This window comes from Psychroflexus sp. S27 (assembly GCF_002810405.1).
Taxonomy (GTDB): domain Bacteria; phylum Bacteroidota; class Bacteroidia; order Flavobacteriales; family Flavobacteriaceae; genus Psychroflexus; species Psychroflexus halocasei_A.
Genome location: NZ_NEXQ01000023.1, coordinates 234,316 through 257,891, shown reverse-complemented (window position 1 = coordinate 257,891; position 23,576 = coordinate 234,316). Strand labels below are relative to the sequence as shown.

Annotated in this window: 24 protein-coding genes; 10 read left to right on the top strand and 14 right to left on the bottom strand. The window is 34.0% G+C overall.

Translation table 11 applies throughout. The features are described from left to right. Nucleotides 1–35 precede the first annotated feature (35 nt). From paaB to CAP47_RS07485, 6 genes are all read right to left on the bottom strand, one after another. Nucleotides 36–326 (bottom strand): 1,2-phenylacetyl-CoA epoxidase subunit PaaB, encoded by a 291-nt coding sequence (paaB, locus tag CAP47_RS07510; RefSeq protein WP_100776113.1) that lies wholly within the window; start codon nucleotides 324–326, stop codon nucleotides 36–38. A gap of 105 nt (nucleotides 327–431) precedes the next feature. After that, entirely contained in the window at nucleotides 432–773 is a 342-nt protein-coding gene (locus tag CAP47_RS07505; RefSeq protein ID WP_100776060.1) for a four helix bundle protein, read from the bottom strand. 68 nt (nucleotides 774–841) lie between these two features. Next, on the bottom strand, nucleotides 842–1,798 hold the full coding sequence (gene paaA / locus CAP47_RS07500; protein WP_100776059.1) for a 1,2-phenylacetyl-CoA epoxidase subunit PaaA: 957 nt from the start codon (nucleotides 1,796–1,798) through the stop codon (nucleotides 842–844). 54 nt (nucleotides 1,799–1,852) lie between these two features. Beyond that, nucleotides 1,853–2,926, bottom strand: a complete 1,074-nt coding sequence (gene paaE, locus CAP47_RS07495) for a 1,2-phenylacetyl-CoA epoxidase subunit PaaE (RefSeq protein WP_100776058.1) — start codon at nucleotides 2,924–2,926, stop codon at nucleotides 1,853–1,855. 195 nt (nucleotides 2,927–3,121) lie between these two features. Beyond that, a complete protein-coding gene (locus CAP47_RS07490; RefSeq protein WP_100776057.1) occupies nucleotides 3,122–3,691 on the bottom strand; it encodes a TetR/AcrR family transcriptional regulator in 570 nt (189 codons plus the stop codon). A gap of 33 nt (nucleotides 3,692–3,724) precedes the next feature. After that, complete coding sequence (locus CAP47_RS07485) at nucleotides 3,725–4,270, bottom strand: NADPH-dependent FMN reductase (protein WP_100776056.1); 546 nt, start codon at nucleotides 4,268–4,270, stop codon at nucleotides 3,725–3,727. A 97-nt stretch (nucleotides 4,271–4,367) separates the two neighbouring features. On the opposite strand from CAP47_RS07485, the gene CAP47_RS07480 reads away from it, so the two are divergent. From CAP47_RS07480 to CAP47_RS07470, 3 genes are all read left to right on the top strand, one after another. Next, on the top strand, nucleotides 4,368–5,255 hold the full coding sequence (locus CAP47_RS07480) for a LysR family transcriptional regulator (protein ID WP_100776055.1): 888 nt from the start codon (nucleotides 4,368–4,370) through the stop codon (nucleotides 5,253–5,255). Nucleotides 5,256–5,322: 67 nt separating this feature from the next. Further along, nucleotides 5,323–6,261 (top strand): YeiH family protein, encoded by a 939-nt coding sequence (locus CAP47_RS07475; RefSeq protein ID WP_100776054.1) that lies wholly within the window; start codon nucleotides 5,323–5,325, stop codon nucleotides 6,259–6,261. A gap of 82 nt (nucleotides 6,262–6,343) precedes the next feature. Continuing rightward, nucleotides 6,344–6,652 (top strand): rhodanese-like domain-containing protein, encoded by a 309-nt coding sequence (locus CAP47_RS07470; RefSeq protein WP_093243757.1) that lies wholly within the window; start codon nucleotides 6,344–6,346, stop codon nucleotides 6,650–6,652. 36 nt (nucleotides 6,653–6,688) lie between these two features. Here CAP47_RS07470 and CAP47_RS07465 read toward each other — a convergent pair whose 3' ends face one another. Both CAP47_RS07465 and alaS read right to left on the bottom strand, forming a co-directional pair. Then, a complete protein-coding gene (locus tag CAP47_RS07465) occupies nucleotides 6,689–7,639 on the bottom strand; it encodes a GSCFA domain-containing protein (RefSeq protein WP_100776053.1) in 951 nt (316 codons plus the stop codon). A 10-nt stretch (nucleotides 7,640–7,649) separates the two neighbouring features. Then, nucleotides 7,650–10,265, bottom strand: coding sequence for an alanine--tRNA ligase (gene alaS, locus CAP47_RS07460; RefSeq protein WP_100776052.1), 2,616 nt, complete (start codon nucleotides 10,263–10,265; stop codon nucleotides 7,650–7,652). Nucleotides 10,266–10,372: 107 nt separating this feature from the next. Here alaS and CAP47_RS07455 point away from each other — a divergent pair, with 107 nt between their 5' ends. From CAP47_RS07455 to CAP47_RS07435, 5 genes are read left to right on the top strand one after another with little or no spacing between them, the layout of a single operon-like run. After that, on the top strand, nucleotides 10,373–11,347 hold the full coding sequence (locus CAP47_RS07455) for a M23 family metallopeptidase (protein ID WP_100776051.1): 975 nt from the start codon (nucleotides 10,373–10,375) through the stop codon (nucleotides 11,345–11,347). Further along, on the top strand, nucleotides 11,347–11,676 hold the full coding sequence (locus CAP47_RS07450; RefSeq protein WP_100776050.1) for a MerR family transcriptional regulator: 330 nt from the start codon (nucleotides 11,347–11,349) through the stop codon (nucleotides 11,674–11,676). Before CAP47_RS07455 ends, CAP47_RS07450 begins: the two co-directional genes overlap by 1 nt. 13 nt (nucleotides 11,677–11,689) lie before the next feature. Next, nucleotides 11,690–12,292 carry a LemA family protein gene (locus CAP47_RS07445; protein WP_100776049.1) on the top strand — a complete coding sequence of 201 codons (603 nt, stop codon included), beginning with the start codon at nucleotides 11,690–11,692 and terminating at the stop codon, nucleotides 12,290–12,292. Nucleotides 12,293–12,299: 7 nt separating this feature from the next. Continuing rightward, nucleotides 12,300–12,737 (top strand): TPM domain-containing protein, encoded by a 438-nt coding sequence (locus tag CAP47_RS07440; RefSeq protein WP_100776048.1) that lies wholly within the window; start codon nucleotides 12,300–12,302, stop codon nucleotides 12,735–12,737. Between the two features lie 5 nt (nucleotides 12,738–12,742). Then, on the top strand, nucleotides 12,743–13,552 hold the full coding sequence (locus CAP47_RS07435) for a TPM domain-containing protein (RefSeq protein WP_100776047.1): 810 nt from the start codon (nucleotides 12,743–12,745) through the stop codon (nucleotides 13,550–13,552). A gap of 79 nt (nucleotides 13,553–13,631) precedes the next feature. Here CAP47_RS07435 and der read toward each other — a convergent pair whose 3' ends face one another. Then, the gene (gene der / locus CAP47_RS07430; RefSeq protein ID WP_100776046.1) at nucleotides 13,632–14,933 is read right to left on the bottom strand and encodes a ribosome biogenesis GTPase Der; all 1,302 of its coding nucleotides are present in this window, start codon (nucleotides 14,931–14,933) and stop codon (nucleotides 13,632–13,634) included. A gap of 152 nt (nucleotides 14,934–15,085) precedes the next feature. On the opposite strand from der, the gene CAP47_RS07425 reads away from it, so the two are divergent. Further along, nucleotides 15,086–15,604 carry a hypothetical protein gene (locus CAP47_RS07425; protein ID WP_100776045.1) on the top strand — a complete coding sequence of 173 codons (519 nt, stop codon included), beginning with the start codon at nucleotides 15,086–15,088 and terminating at the stop codon, nucleotides 15,602–15,604. Here CAP47_RS07425 and era read toward each other — a convergent pair. The 4 genes from era to rimP all read right to left on the bottom strand — a co-directional run bounded on the left by era (nucleotide 15,601) and on the right by rimP (nucleotide 21,150). Next, nucleotides 15,601–16,494 carry a GTPase Era gene (era, locus tag CAP47_RS07420; protein WP_093243716.1) on the bottom strand — a complete coding sequence of 298 codons (894 nt, stop codon included), beginning with the start codon at nucleotides 16,492–16,494 and terminating at the stop codon, nucleotides 15,601–15,603. The genes CAP47_RS07425 and era overlap by 4 nt on opposite strands. A gap of 69 nt (nucleotides 16,495–16,563) precedes the next feature. Next, a complete protein-coding gene (gene infB, locus CAP47_RS07415; RefSeq protein ID WP_100776044.1) occupies nucleotides 16,564–19,377 on the bottom strand; it encodes a translation initiation factor IF-2 in 2,814 nt (937 codons plus the stop codon). Nucleotides 19,378–19,433: 56 nt separating this feature from the next. Beyond that, nucleotides 19,434–20,669: a transcription termination factor NusA gene (nusA, locus tag CAP47_RS07410; protein WP_100776043.1), complete on the bottom strand. Its 1,236-nt coding sequence runs from the start codon at nucleotides 20,667–20,669 to the stop codon at nucleotides 19,434–19,436. A gap of 1 nt (nucleotide 20,670) precedes the next feature. Beyond that, nucleotides 20,671–21,150 (bottom strand): ribosome assembly cofactor RimP, encoded by a 480-nt coding sequence (gene rimP, locus CAP47_RS07405; RefSeq protein WP_100776112.1) that lies wholly within the window; start codon nucleotides 21,148–21,150, stop codon nucleotides 20,671–20,673. Nucleotides 21,151–21,296: 146 nt separating this feature from the next. On the opposite strand from rimP, the gene CAP47_RS07400 reads away from it, so the two are divergent. Beyond that, the gene (locus CAP47_RS07400; RefSeq protein WP_317042698.1) at nucleotides 21,297–22,139 is read left to right on the top strand and encodes a universal stress protein; all 843 of its coding nucleotides are present in this window, start codon (nucleotides 21,297–21,299) and stop codon (nucleotides 22,137–22,139) included. On the opposite strand, the gene CAP47_RS07395 is transcribed toward CAP47_RS07400, so the two are convergent. Continuing rightward, the gene (locus CAP47_RS07395; RefSeq protein ID WP_100776042.1) at nucleotides 22,136–23,569 is read right to left on the bottom strand and encodes a DUF748 domain-containing protein; all 1,434 of its coding nucleotides are present in this window, start codon (nucleotides 23,567–23,569) and stop codon (nucleotides 22,136–22,138) included. The two genes, CAP47_RS07400 and CAP47_RS07395, sit on opposite strands and share 4 nt — an antisense overlap. Between the last annotated feature and the right edge of the window lie 7 nt (nucleotides 23,570–23,576).

Below are 23,576 nucleotides of genomic sequence, written 5' to 3'. Positions count from 1 at the left end.
TGCGCTTCTAAGATTCCTGCCTAAGCAGGAATTTGTTACATGTGTTTGACATCGTCAGGTAAATCGTAAAATGTTGGATGACGATAGACTTTATCAGATGCTGGCTCAAACATTTCTCCGTTGTGCTCAGGATTTGAGGCAGTAATATTTTTAGATTCGACAACCCAAATGCTCACTCCTTCATTTCTGCGTGTATAAACATCTCTTGCATTTTCTAAAGCCATGTCGGCATCAGCCGCATGTAAGCTTCCGAAGTGCCTATGTTCAAGTCCGTTTTTGCTACGAACAAAAATTTCCCATAAAGGCCAGTTCTTTTTTCCTGTTATCGCCTTCGAAGAATCAGTAGCTGGTTTTTTTTTGTTTTCTTTATTATCTGACATAATCATATTTTAAATCGAAAATGAAATTGAATCCGAAATCGAAAATTAGCTTCACTTAATATTTTTTATTCGAGTTACAATGATTCTAATCAATTGATCATTTTCATCTTTTAATTCTTTTATCCGATCTTCACTTACGAGTCCTGATTTTACTTGTATATTTATATTTCGCAGGCATTCTCGAAGTTCTTTCAAACATATTCTTAGTTTATTTATTTTATCTTTATCGGTTCCTGAACCTAGAACTTCACCATAGTTCAAAGCTGATGAACAAGACGAGCGAATAAGTTGCTTAGCTAAATAATCAGCTGCAAATGATATAGGTTTCTTATCATAAATCCTGATAATTCTTGCAGCAAAATTTTCTAGTCGATCACTTAAATCAAATTTCATCTTGATATCAAATATTTAAAACACTGAATTAACTTGTTTCAAGTTCTTTTTCAATTTCAAATTCAGTTTTATCCTACTTTCCTCACTTTTCTATCAGCTTGTTTTTCGGCATAAGCCATTGCAGCATCACGAACCCATTCACCTTCTTCCCAAGCATTAACTCTAGTTTCTAATCGTTCTTTATTACAAGGACCATGACCTTTGACGACCTGCCAAAATTCATCCCAGTCGATCTTTCCAAAATCATAATGTCCTCTTTCTTCGTTCCATTTTAGATCATTATCAGGAATTGTGATTCCTAATATTTCTGCTTGAGGCACAGTTTGATCGATAAATTGCTGACGTAATTCATCATTTGTTTTACGTTTCAATTTCCATTTCATCGATTGCTCTGTATGTGTTGACTCATCATCAATTGGTCCAAACATCATTAAGGATGGCCACCACCAGCGATTCAATGCATCTTGTGCCATTTCTTTTTGTTCAGACGTTCCGTTACATAAGGTCAGCATAATTTCATAACCTTGTCTTTGATGGAAACTTTCTTCCTTACAAACACGTACCATTGCTCTGGCATAAGGCCCGAAAGATGTACTACAAAGAGGAACTTGATTAATGATTGCTGCACCATCAACAAGCCAACCAATGGCGCCAATATCTGCCCAAGTGATGGTTGGGTAATTGAAAATACTCGAATATTTAGCTTTTCCAGAATGTAATTGGTCATAAAGTTCTTCACGAGAAATCCCTAAGGTTTCACATGCACTGTACAAGTATAATCCGTGACCTGCTTCGTCTTGCACTTTTGCCAACAAAGCAACTTTTCGTCTTAATGAAGGTGCTCTTGTGATCCAGTTTCCTTCAGGAAGCATCCCAACTATTTCTGAGTGGGCGTGCTGAGAAATTTGACGAATATGTGTTTTTCTATACTTCTCGGGCATCCAATCTTTAGGTTCTATTTTTTCATCATTCGCAATTTTTTGATCAAAAATCGCTTCCATATTTTTCACTTCTTTCTCACTCATAATTTTTCATTTTAATAGGATTAAAACTCAATTTTAAATTCCTTATTCAAGAAATTACACATCAAAATCGACGACGACTTTTTCTGAAGTTGGAACTGATTGGCAACTCAATACATAGTTTTGAGCAACCTCATCATCTTCAAGTGCGTAATTTAGTTTCATTTCGACAGAGCCTTCAACAAGCTTACATTTACAGGTACTGCAAACACCTCCTTTACAAGCAAAAGGCAAATCTGCTCCTGCGCCAAGTGCTGCGTCTAAAATGTTATCATAATCATTTGTCATCCCAAAATGGAACTCCTTACCGCCATCAAGGATTGTCACTTTCGTCCCTTCAAATTTATTCTCTAAAGCTTTTTCAGTTCGCTTTTTATCTTCCTTAGACAAACCTGTCACAAACAATTCATAATGAATTTGATCTTCAGGCAAACCTACTTTTATCAACTCGTCTTTTAAGAAAAATATCATTTCTTCAGGACCACAGATAAAACATTCCGCTGTATCTTCTACATCTATAAATGTATTGGTGAGCAGCTCTAATTTTTGACTATCAAAACGTCCATTAAACAAAGGGATATCACGTTGTTCACGTGTCAAGAAATAATAAATCTCTAATCGTCCAAAGTATTTATTTCTTAGCTGCTCAAGTTCTTCTTTAAATATAATGGATTTGGCATTCTTATTCAAATAAAACAACTTAAATGTACTTTCTGGCTCAGATGCCAAATGGGTTTTTACCATCGACAATATTGGCGTAATGCCGCTTCCTGCGACAAAAACAATATAATTTTTTGGGCGATCAGTAGAAACCTCAACCCCGAATTCACCACTTGGCTTCATCACTTCAAGATGATCTCCTGCTTTGAGTTCTTTATTGATGAAACTTGAAAATTTTCCTGTCGGAATCTGTTTGACAGCCACTCGCCATTCTTTATCAAGCGGACTTGAACAAAGCGAGTATGAGCGACGCACATCTTCCCCATCAATTTCCCTACGCAAAGTCAAATGTTGTCCTTGTCTAAATTTAAAATTCTCTTGTAATTCTTCTGGAATATCAAAAGTAACAACTGTTGTGTCAGCTGTTTCTTTCATCACATCTTTGACTTTAATCTCGTGAAATTTTGCCATTTTTATAAAAGTTACCTGCCAAAACTAACGATTGTTAGCGCTTGTTACAAATCACTTTTGTTAAAATTGATCAACTTATTGATTATATGAATAAAATATTTAGAAAATTAAATGAGGTGCTTCAAAAAAGCTCACATAAATAAAGCATTTTGAGGTTGATTTTAAAGAATTATAGCATCATATAATTAAATGATATTATGAAATAATACCATTCAATAAAGTTTTAGGTAAATCTCTTTGAAGTATTTCAACCTCAACACTCGTTTTTTTAGTATACCATAAATATAAAGTTCGCAATGTGGTTAAAAATGAAAAAACAATAATTTCAAGATCAACATCTTTGACCTCGCCTTTTTCTTTTCCTTCTTTTAGAATTGCACGGAATTTATCTTCATAGGTATTTCTTAAATGACGGTATTTCTCTTTATTTTCATTTTCTAAGTGAATCCAATCATTGTTCATGCAGGCTAATTTATTTGTCAACCTTATTGTAATGTCAATATGATTTTGAATAATGGCTTCAAGTTTTTGTTGGGTTGTTAAATCGTCAGGTGAAATAGCGTTAATGTGGGTTGTAAATTCTTCAGCAACTTGAAGAACAATTGACGCGAGAATCTCTTGTTTTGATGAAATATGATTGTATAAACTCGCCGCTTTGATATTGAGATGCGCTGCTAAATCACGCATAGAGACAGCGCTAAAACCCTTTTCTTGAAAGAGTAAAGCGGCTGCGTTGATTATTTCTTGCTGACGATTTTGATTCATAATATTGTTAGAAAAAGCTAAATAACTCAAACTCTATTTTAAAGTAATTTCTTGTTGAAATTGGGATAGTGTATCCTTAACACCTAGTTCTAAAGCCTCATTTGTGATTTGATTTTTCTCTTGATCAAAATTATCAGGAAATGAAGGAAATCCAAAACTACTCACAAGCTGACCTTGATATCTTTCAACAGCAATCTCAACATAAGCACGTGAAGCTGAAGCCGCATTATCACCAGTAGATGTACTCATTAAAAGGACTTTCTTAGAAGCCAAGAAATTACGATCTAAACGGGACAACCAATCTAAAACATTTTTGAAAAAACTTGAGACCATCCCATTGTGTTCATTAACCGAAATAATTAAAGCATTTGCAGCTTTAATTTCATCATAAAGTTTTTCAAGATCTTCAGGGAAACCTTTCTCCTGTTCATGATCAATTTGATAAATCGGTAAGTGATAATCCGTTAATCTAATCAATTTGACTTCTTCATCAATTAACTGATTAACAACATAACTGACTAGCTCATGGTTGATAGACTGACTACTATTGGAACCTGCAAAGGCTAAAATTTTGCTCATAAAAATTGTATATAAACTATAAATAAAATGGAATAACAACAAATATACAAATCTGTATTCACCCGAAATCAGTAAATTTGCGCTATAACTTTTATTTATGGAATTTAGATTGCGTGTTTTTTCTGAAGTTGCTAAAAGCTTGAGTTTCTCTAAAGCTTCAAAAACACTGCATCTTTCTCAGCCTGCTGTTTCTAAACATATTAAAGAAATAGAAATACGCTATGGCGTCAAACTTTTTGAAAGACAAGGCAATTCCATATCCCTAACGCCTGCTGGACACGATTTTCTTCAGTATAGCGATAAAATCTTATTGCATTATGAAGAATTAGAGAATCATTTTTTAAGTCTTCAACAGAAATTTCCTAAAAAAATTAAAATTGGTGCCAGTACAACTATCGCACAATACATTGTTCCTAAATCATTGGCCGCGCTCAAACAAAGATTTCCTGACACAGCTTTTACGTTAATCAATGACAATTCAGCAACGATTGAGCATAAGATCGAAACCAACGAAATCAATTTCGCTTTAATTGAAGGTAAGAATCAAAATCCATTGCTGAAATATGAAAAATTTCTAGATGATGAATTGGTTCTTGTGACCAATGTAAAATCTAAATTTAGAACGATTAAAATTGGTGACTTAACCCAACTTCCAATGGTTTTAAGAGAAGAAGGATCTGGAACGAGACATATTCTTGAGCATCAGCTTACAGAAGCTGGAATTGACATAAACCATTTACAAATTGAAATGGTTTTAGGTAGCACAGAAAGCATCAAAACATATTTGTACCACGGTGAGAGTTTTGCTTTTGTTTCTATTTTTTCTGTGATTGAAGAACTCAAAAACAACAAACTCCAAATCATTGATATAGAGAGTTTCGAAATTAAAAGGCCACTTTATTTTGTATCAAAACAAGGTTATCAATCTTCTATTTATGACACTATAAAGCTCTTTTTTAAAAAAGGTCATAACAACAGGTTATAGCTTATAAAAAATTACGTTGGGTTGATTTGCTGATTTTGACTGAACTTTGCATCAAAATCGTAAAATCATGCAATTAAAATTATCACCTCTCGCAGCGAAAGCGCTTTTTTTGATTTTAGCTGTGTTATGCTTAACACCTTTCGTTTCTTCACCTATCGCTTTACTCTTAGGGTTTATTGTGACAAATATCGTTTACAATCCTTTTAAAAAATATACTGGTAAAATTGTTAGTTGGTTATTAAAGATATGTGTCGTTGGTTTAGGTTTTGGCATGAATCTCAATAAAACTTTAGAAGTTGGCAAAGAAGGGCTTTCTCTAACAGTTTTTACAATTGTCACAACTTTAGTTTTAGGATTTCTTATTGGCAAGCTTTTAAAACTTGATAAAAAAATCGCTTATTTGATTTCATCAGGAACTGCCATTTGTGGCGGAAGTGCCATTGCAGCTGTCTCAGCAGTTATACAAGCTAAAGAGAAACAAATCTCAATCGCACTTGGCGTTGTTTTCTTTTTAAATGCTTTGGCTTTATTTGTTTTCCCAATTTTTGGTCACATGCTAGATTTATCTCAAGCTGACTTTGGTTTGTGGAGTGCAATTGCTATTCACGACACAAGTTCTGTTGTGGGTGCAGCTTTAGCTTATGGAGAAGAAGCGCTTGAAATCGCTGTCACCGTTAAGTTAGCTCGTGCTTTATGGATTATTCCTTTAAGTATTGTTACCATGTTTATTTTCAAAGGACAATCAGGTAAAATCAAAATCCCATGGTTTATTTTGCTTTTTGTTTTAGCGGTTATCATCAACTCTTATGTTGATTTGCCAAACTTCATTGAAGCTGGCGTTCCTATGATTTCAAAACAACTTCTTGTTTTAACTTTGTTTCTCGTTGGTTCAGGTTTAACAATACAATCAATTAAAGAAAGTGGTGCGCAACCCATTATACTTGGCATGGCATTGTGGATCATTATTTCTGTCACTTCATTGAGCTATATTTTATTTTTACAATAAAATGACAGAAAACTAAAGAATGTAACTTTGGTTACTTTACAGCAAGTCAAAAGTTTGTTGCTTTGCATCCAAATTAATGAATATGGGATTATTAAGTTTTCTATTCGGAAATAAAAGTAAAATGATTGAAGAATATAAAAATCGACAAGCGATAATAATTGATGTGAGAAGTAAAGCTGAATTTTCAGGCGGGGCAATTCCTGGCTCAAAAAACATTCCTTTACAACAAATCGACTCACAAATTGAGCGCATCAAAAAAATGAATAAACCTGTTATTTGTTGTTGTGCCAGCGGTATACGTTCAGGTAATGCCGCAAATACACTTAAAAAACATGGCATTGATTGCATCAATGGTGGAGGCTGGAGTAGCCTTCAAAGCAGATTAAATTAAAAATTTATCTGCTCGATAATTTTTTCATGATGATTGTTAAAGAAGGAATTTAAAATGCGGAAAACGCTTTTTAAGTTCCTTTTTTTGTTTCTCCACTTTTTGAAGAAATGACTGATGCGCTTCACTATCTGGATTAAAAGCTTTGTGTTTTAAATTTCTTTGAAGTTTATCAACTTTTTCCATGATTTTCAGAGTATCAGCAGTCATCCAAGTTGCAGTAAATTTCTCCCAAATATATGCGATTGCAGTTTCATTAGGATGTAACATATCAGACTTGTAAAAACGATAATCACGCAACTCATCCATCATGATTTCATAAGAAGGGAAATAAGATGATTCTTCTTTTTCAACAATATGATGAATCGCCGAAATCAACTGAGCTTTGCTTCTGTTATTTTCTACAAAACCTTCTTTTTGATGACGCACAGGTGATACTGTAAAAATGAGGTTTATCTCAGGATTTATACTTTTTAAACATTTAATCATTCGCCATAAACTCTGTTGAATTTGTGTTGAAGAAATCAATTCCTTATCAAAATTTTTCTGAGGAATTTTATGGCAATTCGCGACATATTCACCTTTTTCAATATGCCTATAAATAAATGCAGTTCCTAAAGTTATCAAGACATGAGAGCTTTTATTAATAAATTCAAATGAAGATTTAATCGCTTCGTTCAATTTTTCTAAAACAACATCAGGATTTTGATGACTCATTTTTGAATGCGCATCAAAAGAATGCCATAATCCGTTGTGGTGAAAAATATCTTTTTCTGTAAAAAAATTCTGCTCAACAACACGATTGATAAAATTCTCTAGACTAAAAGGATGAAATAAAATACCAAATGGATTTTGAAGAACTCGTAATTGAGATGCGCTTAAACGATCTCCAATATGTTCAGAAAAACATGAGCCCAAAACAAAAAGATGGGAACCATAATTAATTTTTGGCTCACCATCTTTGAGTTTAATTTCTGTTTGTAATTGCATTATTTAAAAATCAGCTTGTCATATATTTTTCTGCTTCAGCTAATGCTTGTGCAATTCCTTCAGGATTTTTTCCACCAGCCGTTGCGAAGAATGGCTGACCACCACCGCCACCTTGTATATATTTACCCAAATCACGGATAATTTGTCCAGCATTGAGTTCTTTTTCTTTGACTAAATCTTTAGAAATATAGCACGACATCAAAGCTTTCCCTTTTTGATCAGAAGCCAAGACGAGAAATAAATTCTCAACCTCTCCACCAAGTTGAAAAGCAACATCTTTAATAGCATTGGCATCTAAATCAACTTTTTCAGCAAGGAAATGAATTCCGTTGACTTCCTTGATTTTCGCTTTTAAATCGCCTTTTATATTTCCTGCTTTCTCACTTAAAAGTTGATCGATTTGTTTTTTCAACTTATTATTTTCTGCTTGTAAATCTTTGACAGATTTCTCAGGATCTTTAGCGTTGTTCAACAGTTTTTTAATAGCATCAAATTGCTGTGTTTTTTCTGTAAAATAATCTTTTGCAGCGTCTCTCGTTATAGCTTCAATACGTCTGATTCCAGACGCCACAGCACTTTCTGATAAAATTTTAAAATGCCAAATATCTGAAGTATTGCTCACATGCGTTCCGCCACAAAGTTCGACAGATTCTCCAAACTGAATCATTCGAACAGTGTCGCCATATTTTTCTCCAAATAAAGCTGTTGCACCTTCTTTGATAGCATCATCAAACGGCACGTTTCTCCTTTCATCTAAGTTGATTTGCTCATAAATACGCGCATTAACAAACTTCTCAATTTCTTTTAATTCATCTTCAGTCACTTTTCCAAAATGAGCGAAATCAAATCTCAGATACTGATCGTGAACCAAAGAGCCTTTTTGTTCAACGTGATCTCCAAGAATCCTTCTTAATGCCTGATGTAACAAGTGCGTTGCTGTATGGTTTGCAGCTGCTTTATTCCTTAGATCTTCATTCACAATTGCTTTAAAAACGCCTTCGATATTTTGAGGTAAATTTTTAGTCAAATGGATAATCAGGTTATTTTCTTTTTTGGTATCAATAATATGGACAACATTTCCGTTGCTTTCTTCAAGATAACCTTTGTCACCAATTTGTCCACCTCCTTCAGGATAAAAAGGTGTTAAGTTAAAAACAAGCTGAAAAAGTTCACCGTCTTTTTTGCTTTTAACCTTTCTATATTTTGTGATTTTAACATCCGTTTCAAGATGATCATAGCCGATAAATTCTTCAACATCATCTTCTCTTAAAACGACCCAATCTTCAGTTGAAGCTTCTGCTGCAGAACGCGAGCGGTCTTTTTGTTTTTGGAGCTCAACTTCAAATTCTTTATGGTTAAGCGACATGCCTTTTTCTTCCAAAATCAGCGCAGTTAAATCAATCGGAAAACCAAATGTGTCATACAGCTCAAAAGCTTTCTTGCCTGACATTTCTTGACCTTTTGTGCTTTCGATCATTTGTTCTAATAAACTTAAACCTTGCTCTAGTGTTTTCATAAAAGAATTCTCTTCTTCTTTAATCACATTTTCACAAAGCTGACTTTGCTTTTTAAGCTCAGGAAAGGCCTCTCCCATTTGATCGCTTAAAACATTGACAAGCTTATAGATAAAAGGTTCTTTAATGTTTAAAAACGTAAATCCGTAACGAATTGCACGACGCAGAATACGTCTAATCACATAACCAGCACCATTATTACTTGGCAATTGACCATCTGCAATTGCAAAACTTACAGCGCGTAAATGATCAGCAATCACACGGATAGCGATATCTACTTCTTCTGAAGGACCATAAACTGAGTTTGTGATTGTTTCAATTTCTTTAATAATTGGCATAAAAACATCCGTATCATAGTTTGATTGCTTGCCTTGCATTACCATCGCCAAGCGCTCAAAACCCATTCCTGTATCAATGTGTTTTGCAGGTAAGTCTTTTAAGCTACCGTTTGCCATTCGGTTATACTGCATAAAAACCAAGTTCCACACTTCAACAACTTGCGGGTGATCTTCATTAACAAGATCTTTACCGCTAACTTTAGCCTTTTCCTCATCACTACGGATGTCAATATGTATTTCTGAAGCAGGACCACAAGGACCTTGATCTCCCATTTCCCAGAAATTATCTTTTTTGTTACCTAAAAGAATTCTATCTTCTGAAATATGTCTTTTCCATAAATCATAAGCTTCTTGATCTTTCTCAAGTCCGTCATTTTTATCGCCTTCAAAGATTGTGACATATAGATTGTCTTTATCTATTTTAAGAATATCAACAAAAAACTCCCACGCCCAGGCAATAGCTTCATCCTTAAAATAATCACCAATACTCCAATTCCCTAGCATTTCGAACATGGTATGGTGATAAGTATCTTTTCCTACTTCCTCTAAATCATTATGTTTTCCGCTGACACGTAAACATTTCTGACTATCTGTAAGACGCGTATGCTTTGGGTTTGCATTTCCTAAGAAATATTCCTTAAACTGGTTCATTCCTGCATTGGTAAACAACAAAGTCGGATCATTTTTCATCACCATTGGTGCAGAAGGGACAATCTGATGTTGTTTTGATTCAAAAAAAGAAAGAAATTTCGAGCGTAGTTCTTGTGATTTCATAAGGCTTAATACTGAGTGTTGTTTGACTTAGTGATGTTTTAACTTATATTTGTACAATGCAATGTTTATTTTTGTACACTTTTGTGCAAAAGTACTAAATTTAAGGGATGCGTAAAGTAAAATATTATTATGATAGCGAAACTCTTTCGTACAGAAAAATTGAACGCAAGAGAAGTCGAAAAATCGCTATTATTTTAGCTTTTTCAGTTGGTATTCTGGGAACCAGCGCTTTGTTGCTTCTGCTCTATTTAAACATTCCAGGTATTGAAACACCTAAAGAGCGAAAATATAAACGTGAGTTGACGAATTTGCAACTTCAATATGACATTTTAAATAAAAGAGTTGGAAACTTAGTTGGTGTTTTAGAAAACATAGAAGAAAGAGACAATAAAATTTATCGTGTATATTTTGAGTCTAATCCGATTTCTGAAGAACAAAGACAATCTGGTTTCGGTGGTGTTAACCGTTATGAAATGCTAGAAGGTTACCAAAATTCTGAGTTGATTAAATCAACAACACGAAAAATTGATATTCTATCTAAACGCATTTCAATTCAATCTGAATCCTTAGATGATATTGCCAAATTAGCAAAAAACAAAGAAGAACTTTTAGCATCGATTCCTGCTATTCAACCAATAAATAACAAGGATCTTAAAAGAACAGCTTCTGGTTATGGCATGCGTGTACATCCAATCTATAAATATCGAAGAATGCATAACGGTATGGATTTTTCTGCACCGCGTGGAACCGAAATTTATGCAACTGGGAATGCTGTTGTGAAAAAGGTTAGATTAACACCTGGATATGGGAACCTTGTCATTTTAGACCATGGTTTTGGTTATGAGACTTATTACGCACACATGAACAAATTTAACGTTAAAAAAGGCCAAAAAGTTAAGCGTGGTGACATTATTGGTTACGTGGGAAGCACAGGCGTTTCCACTGGTCCTCACTTACATTATGAAGTTCATAAAGATGGTCGGGTGATGAATCCGATTAACTTTTATCACGCTGATTTAACACCTGAGGAATACGATATTATGTTTAACTTGTCTTCTCTAGAAAATCAATCATTGGATTAATGAAAACAGGTTTACGACATAAACTTTATTACTCAATAGGCGAAGTTGCTGAAGCTTTTGATGTCAACACTTCATTAATTCGATTTTGGGAAAAAGAATTTGATGAAATCAAACCCAAGAAAAACGCTAAAGGAAATAGAAAGTTTTCTCAAGAAGACATTAAGAAATTAGAACTGATTTATCATTTAGTCAAAGAACGTGGTTTTACACTTGAAGGTGCGAAAACACATTTAAGAGAAACCAAAAGTGAAACACTTTCTAAGTTTGAAATCATTAGAAAATTAAAAAATATTAAAGAAGAATTAATCGCAATTAAAAACAATCTCTAAAACAAAAACACTCATGAAAAAATGGCTTATACCACTGATTATTATTGTTATTGTCGGATTCGGCATGTACAGTTGGGTCAAAGGCTTTAACAACACAGCTGTCACCTTACAAGAAGATGCGAAAACAAGTTGGAGCAATGTAGAAAGCTCTTACCAACGCCGAAATGATCTTATCGGCAACCTTGTTAAAACTGTTCAAGGGTCAGCAGATTTTGAACGCAGCACTTTAACAGAAGTTATTGAAGCCAGAGCAAAAGCAACATCGGTCAATGTTGATGCAGGGAATTTAAATGCGCAGCAAATACAAGAATTTAGCCAAGCTCAAGGCGGTTTAACTTCAGCTTTATCAAGGTTATTAGTAAGTGTTGAGCGTTACCCTGACTTAAAATCTAATCAGAATTTCTTGAATTTACAGAATCAATTAGAAGGGACTGAAAACAGAATTAATATCGCTAGAAATCGTTTCAATGAGAATGTAGGGACCTATAACAAGCATATAAAAATTTTCCCGAATAGCATATTTGCAGGTTGGTTTGATTTTGAAGAAATGACGAGATACCAAGCTGATGAAGGCTCAGAGAATGCAAAAGAAGTAGAGTTTAATTTTGATAAATAATTAATATATGTCAGACATTACACAGCACATCTCAAAGCAAGATGAAAAAGAAATCATCAACGCTATTAAACAAGCTGAAAAAAATACATCAGGAGAAATAAGAGTTCATATAGAAAACAAATGTCCTGAAGATGATGCTTTTGATCGTGCTCTACAAATCTTTGAAAAATTAGAAATGCATAAGACAGAACTTCAAAACGGTGTTTTATTTTACGTCGCTTTAGAAGATCATCAGTTCGTTATTTGTGGAGATAAAGGAATCAACGATGCTGTTGAAAACAATTTTTGGGATGCAACAAAAGACATTGTCATTTCTCACTTTAAAGAAGAAAAATACAAGCAAGGTCTAGTTGAAGGCATTATCAAAGCAGGCGAAGAACTGAAAGAGAATTTCCCTTATCAATCTGACGACATCAACGAATTATCAGACGATATTTCAAAATAAAGTTTATGAGAATTAGTTTAAACACATACTTTTTAAGCCTTTTATTTTTACTATTTAGTTTTTCAGGATTTGCGCAGTACGACATTCCTGAAGTTCCTAAAAAACAAAAAGCTATTTACGATTACGCTGAAATCATGAAAGAAGCTCAAGTGATGCAACTTCGCAAAAAACTTGAAACTTACGCTGACAGCACATCGACGCAAATTGTATTTGTAAGTGTCAATAGTCTAAAGGGTGAAGAAATAAATTTATTAGCTGCTGAATGGGCTCACAAATGGAAAATTGGTCAGGAAGGTAAAGATAATGGCATGATTATTTTGATGTCAAAAAGAGATCAGCAAATCAGTATTCAAAACGGATATGGTCTTGAGCCTTTTTTAACCGACATGAATTCATCAGCAATTATAAATCAGATCATATTACCTGAATTCAGGAAAGCAAATTATTATGAAGGTTTAGATAAAGGAACGGATGCCATCATCCAACTTTTAAATGGAAAGTTTGATGCACAAGCGCATCAAGCAGAATATGGTGATGTACGTTGGTCATTTTTGATATTTCCATTTATCATATTAATTGTCATTATCATTATCAAAAGTCGTAGCAAGAATGGTGGTTCTGGCGGTGGTTCAGGAACTCGTAAAGGCGGACCAGACTTATTTGATATTCTTGTATTAAGCAGTTTAGGAAGATCTGGTGGCTTTGGTGGTGGAAGCTTCGGCGGATCATCAGGCGGCGGTTTTGGCGGAGGTGGCTTTAGTGGCGGCTTCGGCGGAGGCGGTTTTGGCGGCGGAGGCGCTAGTGGAAGCTGGTAAATCCTAAGTTGATTAAAAGCAAAAAAAGAGCTGCAATTTATAAAAAATTGCAGCTCTTTTTTTTAATAATCGTTTGATTTTATTTCTTACGCATATAAACCGAAATCGGTACGCCATTAAAATCAAAATGTTCTCGCAATTTATTTTCTAAGAAACGTTTATAAGGATCCTTCACATACTGAGGTAAGTTACAGAAAAAAGCAAATTGCGGTTGCGGTGTTGGCAACTGCGTGATAAACTTAATTTTCACATATTTCCCTTTAAAAGCAGGCGGTGGATTATTCTGAATAATCGGTAGTAAAACATCGTTCAATTCTCGTGTTTTAACACGTTTACTTCTTGCTTTATAAACCTCAACAGCTGTTTCTATTGCTTTAAAGATTCGTTGTTTATTCAAAACAGAAATAAAGACGATTGGCACATCAGTAAAAGGAGAGATTTTCTCTTTAATAAAATCTTTAAACTCTTTAATGGTATTCGTCTCTTTTTCAACTAAATCCCATTTATTAACAAGGATAACAACTCCCTTTCTATTCTTTTCAGCTAGCCAAAATATGTTTTGAACTTGGCTATCAAAACCTCTCGTTGCATCAAGGATGAGAAGACAAACATCAGAGTTTTCAATGGCGCGAACACTACGCATGACTGAGTAAAATTCAAGATCTTCTTTGACTTTAGCTTTACGACGAATTCCAGCGGTATCTACAAGTTTAAAATCGAAACCAAACCTATTATAACGCGTATCAATAGAATCACGCGTTGTCCCTGCAACATCAGTTACAATGTATCTTTCCTCACCAATTAAAGCATTGATAAAAGAAGATTTCCCAGCATTTGGTCGACCAACAACAGCAAACTTTGGTAAATCATCAAAATCATCAACACTGGTTTCTGGCAATTTTTCAACGACTTCATCTAAGAGCTCACCAGTTCCACTACCATTAATTGCTGAAATACAATGATAATCTCCTAGACCGAGGTTATAAAATTCAACAGCATCTTGTCTTGCTTTATTGGAGTCAACTTTGTTAACCGCAATACAGACGGGTTTGTTATGCTTTCGTAAAAGCTTGGCGACTTCATCATCCATCGGCGTAATACCAGTCGACACATCGACCACAAAAATAATGACGTCAGATTCATCAATAGCAAGCTCAACTTGTTTATCAATTTCGTGTTCAAAAATATCATCACTTCCTTTAACGTAGCCACCTGTATCAATTAAGGTGAACTCTTTTCCGTTCCAGTCAGACTTTCCGTAATGACGGTCTCGCGTCACACCACTCACAGCATCAACTATGGCTTCACGACGTTTGATTAAACGGTTAAAAAAAGTAGATTTCCCGACATTTGGTCGGCCTACAACAGCTACAATACTCATTTTTCAGTTTTAAATATTTTGCAAATTTAGGTGTTTATTTTTTAGAAATGCCTTTTAATGCATTTTTATAAAATTGTAATTTGACTAAAAAAAAGAATCTCACTTGATAAATCCAAATTTTTAGATATTTTTAGAAATTCAAACATAATTGAATGGTCAATCATCCAGATTTTAACAAACTCAATGAACAAGCGCAGCTTAAGATTCGTTTTTCAACAGAAACAGAAATGTCACAATCTCTTTTTAAGGAAGAGGTTAAAAAAGCGCATCAAAAAATTTCAGATAAATTTCAATTGAAATTGTCTGGAGATCAGCATGTCTGGATATCATTCACAAAAAAACATCGTAAGCTTTATTCGCCTCAATTACATCTTGAATATATTAAGGAAGAAAAAGAAAAACCTATTATTAAAGGGACATTTGGCCCTGATCCAAACTTATGGACGATGTTTATGTTCTTTCATTTTTTCCTAGCCATTGTTTTTATCGCTTTACTGATGTGGTTTTACACAAATTACAGTTTAGGCAACAGCAATGCTGTTGTTTATAGTTTGATGGCAACTATCAGTTTATTATGGATTGGCCTTTATATTTTTGCGAGACAAAATCGACTAAGAGGTAAAGAACAAACAAAAGAGCTTTTTGAAATTTATAAAATCATTGTTCATTAGTCGTCATAACCAAAACGCTTGAGCTGTTGTGCATTATTACGCCAGTTTTTATTGACTTTCACATAAAGTTCAAGATGTATTTTCTTGTCGAAAAACTTTTCCAAATCTTTTCTTGCTTCAGTTCCGACGCGTTTAACACCTTTACCTTGATGACCGATAATAATACCGCGCTGAGATTCACGCTCGACCATAATTAAGCTTCGTATGCGAATGATGTTTTTATCCTCGATAAATTCTTCTGTTTCTACTTCTACACTATAAGGAATTTCTTTTTTATAGTGAATCAGAATTTTCTCTCTGATTTTTTCATTCACAAAGAAACGTTCAGGTTTATCCGTCATTTGGTCTTTAGGATAAAAAGCTGGAGACTCAGGCAGTAATTCCACCAAACGATGCAAAACTGAGTCAACACCAAATTTATTAAGAGCTGAGATAGCATAAATTTCAGCATTAGGTAATTCTTCTTGCCAATAAGAAATTTGCTCTTCAACAAACTCTTGATCTTTTAAATCAATTTTGTTGAGTAGCAATAAAATAGGAATATCAGTATTTTTTAATTTTTGAAAGAAATCTTCATCCTTCAAGGCTTTCTCGCCAGCTTCAACAAGGTAAACCAAAACATCAGCATCTTGAAAAGCTGACTTCACAAAATTCATCATTGATTCTTGAAGTGTATAAGCTGGTTTTATAATACCAGGTGTATCGCTTAAAATCATTTGAAAATCGTCTCCACTTAAAATTCCTAAAATTCTGTGTCGTGTTGTTTGAGCTTTATTCGTGATAATTGATAATTTCTCACCAATAAAAGCATTCATCAATGTTGATTTTCCAACATTTGGATTACCAATTATGTTGACAAATCCGGCTTTATGTTTTTGATTATTTTCGATGGCGTTTAAATTTTGAAATAAAAAAAGCTACCTTTAAAGATAGCTCTTTTTAATGAATTTATTCTTTACTTATTTTAATTTCTTCTTGACTTCTACCTCTTGGTAAGCTTCAATGATATCATCATTTTTCAGGTCGTTATAATTCTTGATTTGGATACCACAATCGTAACCTTTAGAAACTTCTTTAACATCATCTTTAAAGCGTTTTAAAGAAGCTAGTGTTCCTGTATAAATCACAATTCCGTCACGGATAAGTCTGATGCCAGAATTTCTGTAAATTTTACCAGAAGTTACCATACAACCTGCAATCGTACCAATTTTAGAAATTTTGAAAGTTTCTCTCACTTCAGCAGTACCTGTAATTTCTTCTTTCAATTTTGGAGAAAGCATACCTTCCATCGCATCTTTGATGTCGTTAATTGCATCATAGATAATTGAGTAAGATCTGATATCGATTTCTTCCTTATCAGCTAGTGTTCTTGCATTACCTGCAGGTCTCACATTAAAGCCGATTATGACCGCGTCTGACGCAGAGGCAAGTAAAACATCACTTTCCGTGATTGCTCCAACACCTTTATGAATAATATTAACTTGAATTTCTTCAGTTGATAATTTCTGCAAACTGTCAGTTAATGCTTCAACAGAACCATCAACATCAGCTTTAAGAATAATATTTAATTCTTTAAAGTCACCTAAAGCAATACGACGCCCAATTTCATCAAGCGTAACATGCTTTTGTGTACGAACTGACTGTTCACGTTGTAACTGTGTACGTTTAGAAGCGATATCTTTTGCTTCACGTTCATCGTTCATCACTTGGAAAGTATCACCAGCTTGCGGCGCACCATCTAAACCAAGAATAGATACAGGCGTAGAAGGACCAGCTTCATTAACTTTATTACCACGCTCATCATGAAGCGCTTTTATTTTACCACTTGTTGTTCCTGCGAGAACGTAATCTCCAACTTTTAATGTTCCAGATTGAACAAGAATTGTAGAAACATAACCACGACCTTTATCAAGGTAAGCTTCAACAACAGTTCCTTTTGCGTTACGATCTGGGTTAGCTTTCAATTCTAAGATTTCAGCTTCAAGAAGTACTTTTTCAAGTAATTCTTTAACACCAGTTCCTTTTTTAGCTGAGATATCTTGAGACTGTACTTTACCGCCCCAATCTTCAACCAGCAAATTCATGTTTGCTAAAGATTCTTTAACTTTTTCAACGTTAGCTGTTGGTAAGTCAACCTTGTTAATTGCAAAAACAATTGGCACTCCAGCTGCTTGAGCATGAGAAATTGCCTCTTTAGTTTGCGGCATGACATCATCATCAGCAGCAATTACAATAATAGCAACGTCAGTGACTTGAGCACCTCTTGCACGCATTGCCGTAAAGGCTTCGTGACCAGGTGTATCAAGAAATGCGATTTTTTGACCATTATCAAGTTCAACACCATATGCACCGATGTGCTGAGTGATGCCTCCACTTTCTCCTGCAATTACATTTTCTTTACGAACGTAATCAAGAAGAGATGTTTTACCGTGATCAACGTGTCCCATAACAGTAACGATAGGTGCACGATCAACCATTTTAGATGGATCATCAACCTCAACTTCTTCAATTGGATCTTCGATTTCAGCTGAAACAAATTCAACTTCGTAACCAAACTCTTCAGCAACAACACTTAATGTTTCTGCATCTAGTCTTTGATTCATGGTTACCATCATACCCAATGACATACAAGCTGAAATCACTTTAGTCGCTGGCACATCCATCATTGTAGCAACTTCTGAAACAGTAACAAACTCAGTTACCTTCAAGATTTTGCTGTCTTTCTCTAATTGATCAGACTCTTCTTGTGTTTTCTGACGGTGTTGTTGACGTTTATCTTTTCTGTACTTAGAACCTTTCCCTTTAGAGGATTTCCCTTGAAGTTTTTCAAGCGTTTCTCTAATTTGCTTTTGTACTTCAGCTTCTGTAGGCTCTTCTTTAACAACAGATTTTTTCTTGCGACCCTTACCTGCACCTTTTTTATCTCTAAATTTAGAGTTTTGTTGAGATGATTGACCAGGTTTATTTATACGCTTACGTTTGCGTTTTTTAGAACCTTTGTTGTCTTTATTATCATCCTTCTTTTTAGCTGGTTTTTTGAACTTATCAAGATCAATTTTTTGACCCGTAAAGTTAGGACCTTTTAATTTTGTGTATTGCGTTTCGTGCTTAACTTCTTCTTCTGTTTTCTCTTCAGCTTTAGAATCTTTATCTGTTTCCTTTGCTTCTGAGGCTTTAGAAGCTTTTGGAGACTCTTGATTTTTCTGCTTAGATTCAGACTTAGGCTTGTCTTTAGAGTCAGATTTTTGATTAGGCTTTTTACTTTTTGGCTTTTTACCTTTTTCTTCAAGGTCAATTTTACCAACATACTTAGGTCCAGAAAGTTTTGATTTTGAAGACTCAGAGTCAGATTTTTGTTTCTCTTCCTCTTTTTGCTTCGCTTCAGCTTCTTCCTTGGCAGCTTTTTCTTTCTCCTCTTTTTCCTTTTCTTCCTTCTGCTGCTTTTCCTTTAAAGCTTCTTCTTGACGCTTTTTAGTTTCGGCTTCACGCTTTGCTTCTTCTTCTTTCTTTTTCAGCAATTCTTTTTCACGTGCTTTTCGAATTTCTTCTTTTTCACGCTTGCGCTCTTCACTCGCTTCTTTAGAGGCAGCACGCTTTGACTTATCTGTTTCAAACTTGTCAAATAAGACCTCGTAAACTTCGTGAGAAATTTTCGTTGTTGGTCTAGCCTCAATTTCGTATCCTTCAGAGCCCAAATATTCAACCGCTCTATCTAGCGATATATTGAATTCTTTTAATACTTTATTTAACCTTTTTTGTTTTTTTTCAGCCATAAATTGCCTCTAAATAATTCTATTTTAAATATTCAACAAAGATGAGTCTAATATTATTATTCTTCAAACTCTTCTTCTAAAATTTTTCTTACGTTTAGAATTGTCTCTTCTTCTAAATCAGTACGTCTTAACAAATCTTCAATTTCAAGCTCTAAAATACTTTTTGCAGTATCTAAACCGATTCTAGAAAATTCTTTAATAACCCAGTCTTCAATTTCATCAGAGAACTCAGATAATTCAACATCTTCATCCTGTACATCATCTCTAAAGACTTCAATTTCGTAACCTGTTATTTGACAAGCTAAACGAATATTATGTCCGCCTCTACCGATTGCTCTTGAAACTTCTTCTGGTTTTAAAGTGACTTCAGCATGCATTTTATCTTCGTCAATTTTCATGTCAACGATTTTTGCAGGACTTAAAGCACGTTGGATATATAAACGTGGGTTTGTTGTGTAATTGATCACATCAATATTTTCATTCCCTAATTCACGAACAATCCCGTGAATACGTGAACCCTTCATACCAACACAAGCACCAACTGGATCAATTCTGTCATCATAAGTATCAACAGCGACTTTAGCTTTTTCGCCAGGAACTCTTACAGCTGCCTTGACATTGATTAAGCCATCAAAAACTTCTGGAATTTCTTGTTCAAATAATTTTTCCAAAAATTGAGGTGATGTTCTTGACAAAATAATAATCGGCTTGTTTCCTTTAAGCTCAACTTGCTCAATAACGCCTCTAACGCTATCTCCTTTTCTGTAAAAATCACCTTGAATTTGGTGTTCTTTAGGAATCACAAGTTCGTTACCTTCGTCATCAAGTAAAATGACAACGTGTCTTCTCACGTGATGAACTTCAGCAGAATAAATTTCGCCAATTAAATCTTTAAAGTGCTTATATGTATTTGTACTATCGTGTTCATTAATTTTTGAAATTAGGTTTTGTCGCAATGCTAAAATCGCACGTCTTCCTAATTGAAAAAGCTTAACTTCTTCAGAAACATCTTCATCAACCTCAAAATCCGGTTCGATTTTACGTGCTTCAGAAAGTGAAATCTCCTTGTTTTCATCCTCAACCTCGCCATCGTTAACAACAACTCGGTTTCTCCATATCTCAAGGTCGCCTTTGTCTGGATTTATAATAATATCAAAGTTATCATCATCACCAAATTTCTTTTTTAATGCGTTTCTAAACACATCTTCAAGAATGGCCATTAAGGTAACTCTATCTATTAATTTATCGTCTTTAAACTCAGAAAACGAGTTGATTAAATCGATATTTTCCATATCACTTTTTGTTAAAATTTATCATCACTTTTGCTTTTTTAATTTGATCAAAAAGAAGTTCTTTTTCTTTCTGCACTGTTCTTTTTCCTTTACCCACTGGTTTTGGCTCTCGCTGCTTCCACTGTAATTTTATCGAATTATCAGTCACTTCAATCAAGTCTGCCTTAATTTCTTCATCTTCACTTGTCAACACTTCTAACTTACGATTTAAGTTTTTTCGGTATTGACGCGGAATTTTTATTGGAGATGTTGCTCCTGCTGAAGCAACATCTAAAGAAAAATCTTCTTCTTCACGATCTAAGTTATGCTCAATCGCACGGCTTAAATTGATACAATCCTGTATAGAAACATCCTTATCACCATCAATGGTCAATTGAATTTGACTTCCCTGAAGAATCTCTAAGTCAACAACATAAAGGTGATCATGAGTCTCTAAAGCTTTGTCAATCAATTCTAAAACAAGTTCTTTTTCTATTGCCATATCTGTATAAAAAGAGGGGACTGTTGTCCCCTCATCATTCAATTTTTGCTGTTGCAAAGATACAATTATTTTTTAAATAGAAAAACAAATGAAATTTCCAAAAAAATTGTAGCTTTAATGTTCTTCATAACTATAAATAATAGACAATGGCTATAAAAAAAATTCTTGTTCCGACTGATTTTTCGGAACAATCCTTAAACGCATTAAAAGTTAGTGCTCAAATCGCACGTAAGTACAACAGCGAGATTCATCTTTTACATTTACTAGACCTTCCCTTAGAGTTAATTGACCCACTTAATGAAGGTGTTGCTAGAGATTTACCTGAATCTCTTTTTTTTATGAAGTTAGCTCACAAAAGGTTCACAGAAACATTTGAGAAGTACCAAAAAGAGCTGGATGGATTAGTAGTTCATGAAACTGTTGAATTCAATCAAGCTTTTGAAGGAATTATGGAAATCACTAATAAACATGGATGTGAACTCATTGTGATGGGGTCTAGCAGTGTTTCAGGCTTGCAAGAGGTATTTATAGGCTCAAACACAGAAAAAGTTGTTAGACATTCTAATGTTCCGGTGCTAGTTATTAAAGATGATATTCCTATTTTTTCAACACAAGAAATGGTCTTCTCTTCAAGCTTAAAAGAATCTCAATATAAAACTTTTATTGAGGCAGTTAATTTGGCTAAAATTTTGGATTCAAAATTGAACTTGGTTTACATTAATACACCGCATTCATTTAGAACAAATGCGTTTATTGAGGAGCGTTTAGAGAAATTTACGAAAGGAATTGACCGTGACTCATTTAATTTTGAAGTGTACTCTGATAAATCTATTGAGAACGGCATCAGAAATTATGCTAACAAAATCAACGCCGATTTAATCGGTATAGGAACTCATGGTCGAAAAGGCATTTCGCATTTCTTTAATGGCAGTCTCTCTGAGAACATCGTTAACCATGCGCAACGGCCTGTGATCACCTTTAAAATTTAAAGCAATATTTTTGTCAGGCCAGATTTAATGTAATTCCAAATAAAATTCCACATGGATTTTGTTGGATTACGCTCAACTTTTTCAATTTCTACTTCTTCTGAAATATTATTGTTAAGAAGTTTATTTGCCATAAATGACATAATTTTCTTCTCACGGCCAGAGTCTGAATACATTGTTAACTCAATATCTTTAGCTGTGAGATTGAAAATACCCTGTGCATTGTTGTTTGAAATCATTTTAGCCTTAATCATTTCAAAATAGCCTTCCATACCAAAATTCATGGTTGGTTTCATAATTTGATTTAAAGCTTTTGTGTTGATGTTTTTTGCATTTAAATCTAACTGAAAAGTTTCTACATCGGCAAATTGATTGTAATCAATACCAACATCAAGCTCTGAATCTGGACTTAAAGAAAAGGAGCCAATTAATTTCATGTGTTGATCTGATTTATTTTCAAGATTATGGAAGTTGTTAAGCTTAACATTTAAATCCTTGAGAACAATCTGACTGGTTTTCTTTTGATTTAATTTTTCAGAATAAGTTAATTGAGAATCATCAACGGAAATCTTGTCAATTGATAAATCAAAATCTAGGTTTTGAAGTTTTTGACCGTAAGTTTTCTTGATAGACTTGTCATCAGCAATCGTTTTATCACGATAAATTAGCGTTTGACTTGAATCTATAGCGATATTTTTAAAAGCAATTTGATTCAATTTTTTAGAAGTGACATTAAATGAAAAATTATTGAAATGCAAACCATAACTCTTCATCGTGATCAAATCCTTTTCTTTAGAAAGCTGACTTATGTAATTTTCCTTTGTGTAATCTGAATCAATAGAAAGCGAATCGATATCAAAACCATCATTAGCATAATCAAAATTGTAAACAGATAAATCTTGAATTTTATCTAAACGAAAATGCAATTCATCCATCTTGAAAAAATCGATATTCGAAGTATCGAGATTTTCATTTAAAGGATTTGTCAGTTCAAGGTTAACGTTTGCAATTTTGGCAATTGTATCTTTTCCTTTTAAAACAATAGCATTAAATTCTTCTAAAGAAACATGATTCAGTTCAATTTTAGAAGATTTTGAATCTGAATTTTTTGGCTCCTTTTCCTGAGGAATAGTATAATTAAGCTTCGCATTGTATAAATCAGCTTGATCAATCACCGTTTTATCTGACAGCAAAGTTGACCACAAACCAAGGTCCACCCTTAGTTTCTCAGCTTTTAAGTCGATTCCATCTTGAATAAAATGTAAATCTTTAACTTTAAGACTCGTCGATAATGACAAGTTAAATTGACTATACTCTAAATCATACTCCGCATTGACTTTCTTTTCTATGAAATATTCTGCAATAAAAATAGCAGCTACATAAACGCCTAGAATAATAAGCATTGAAAAAAGAAATTTTGATGTTTTTTTCATTGGTTAG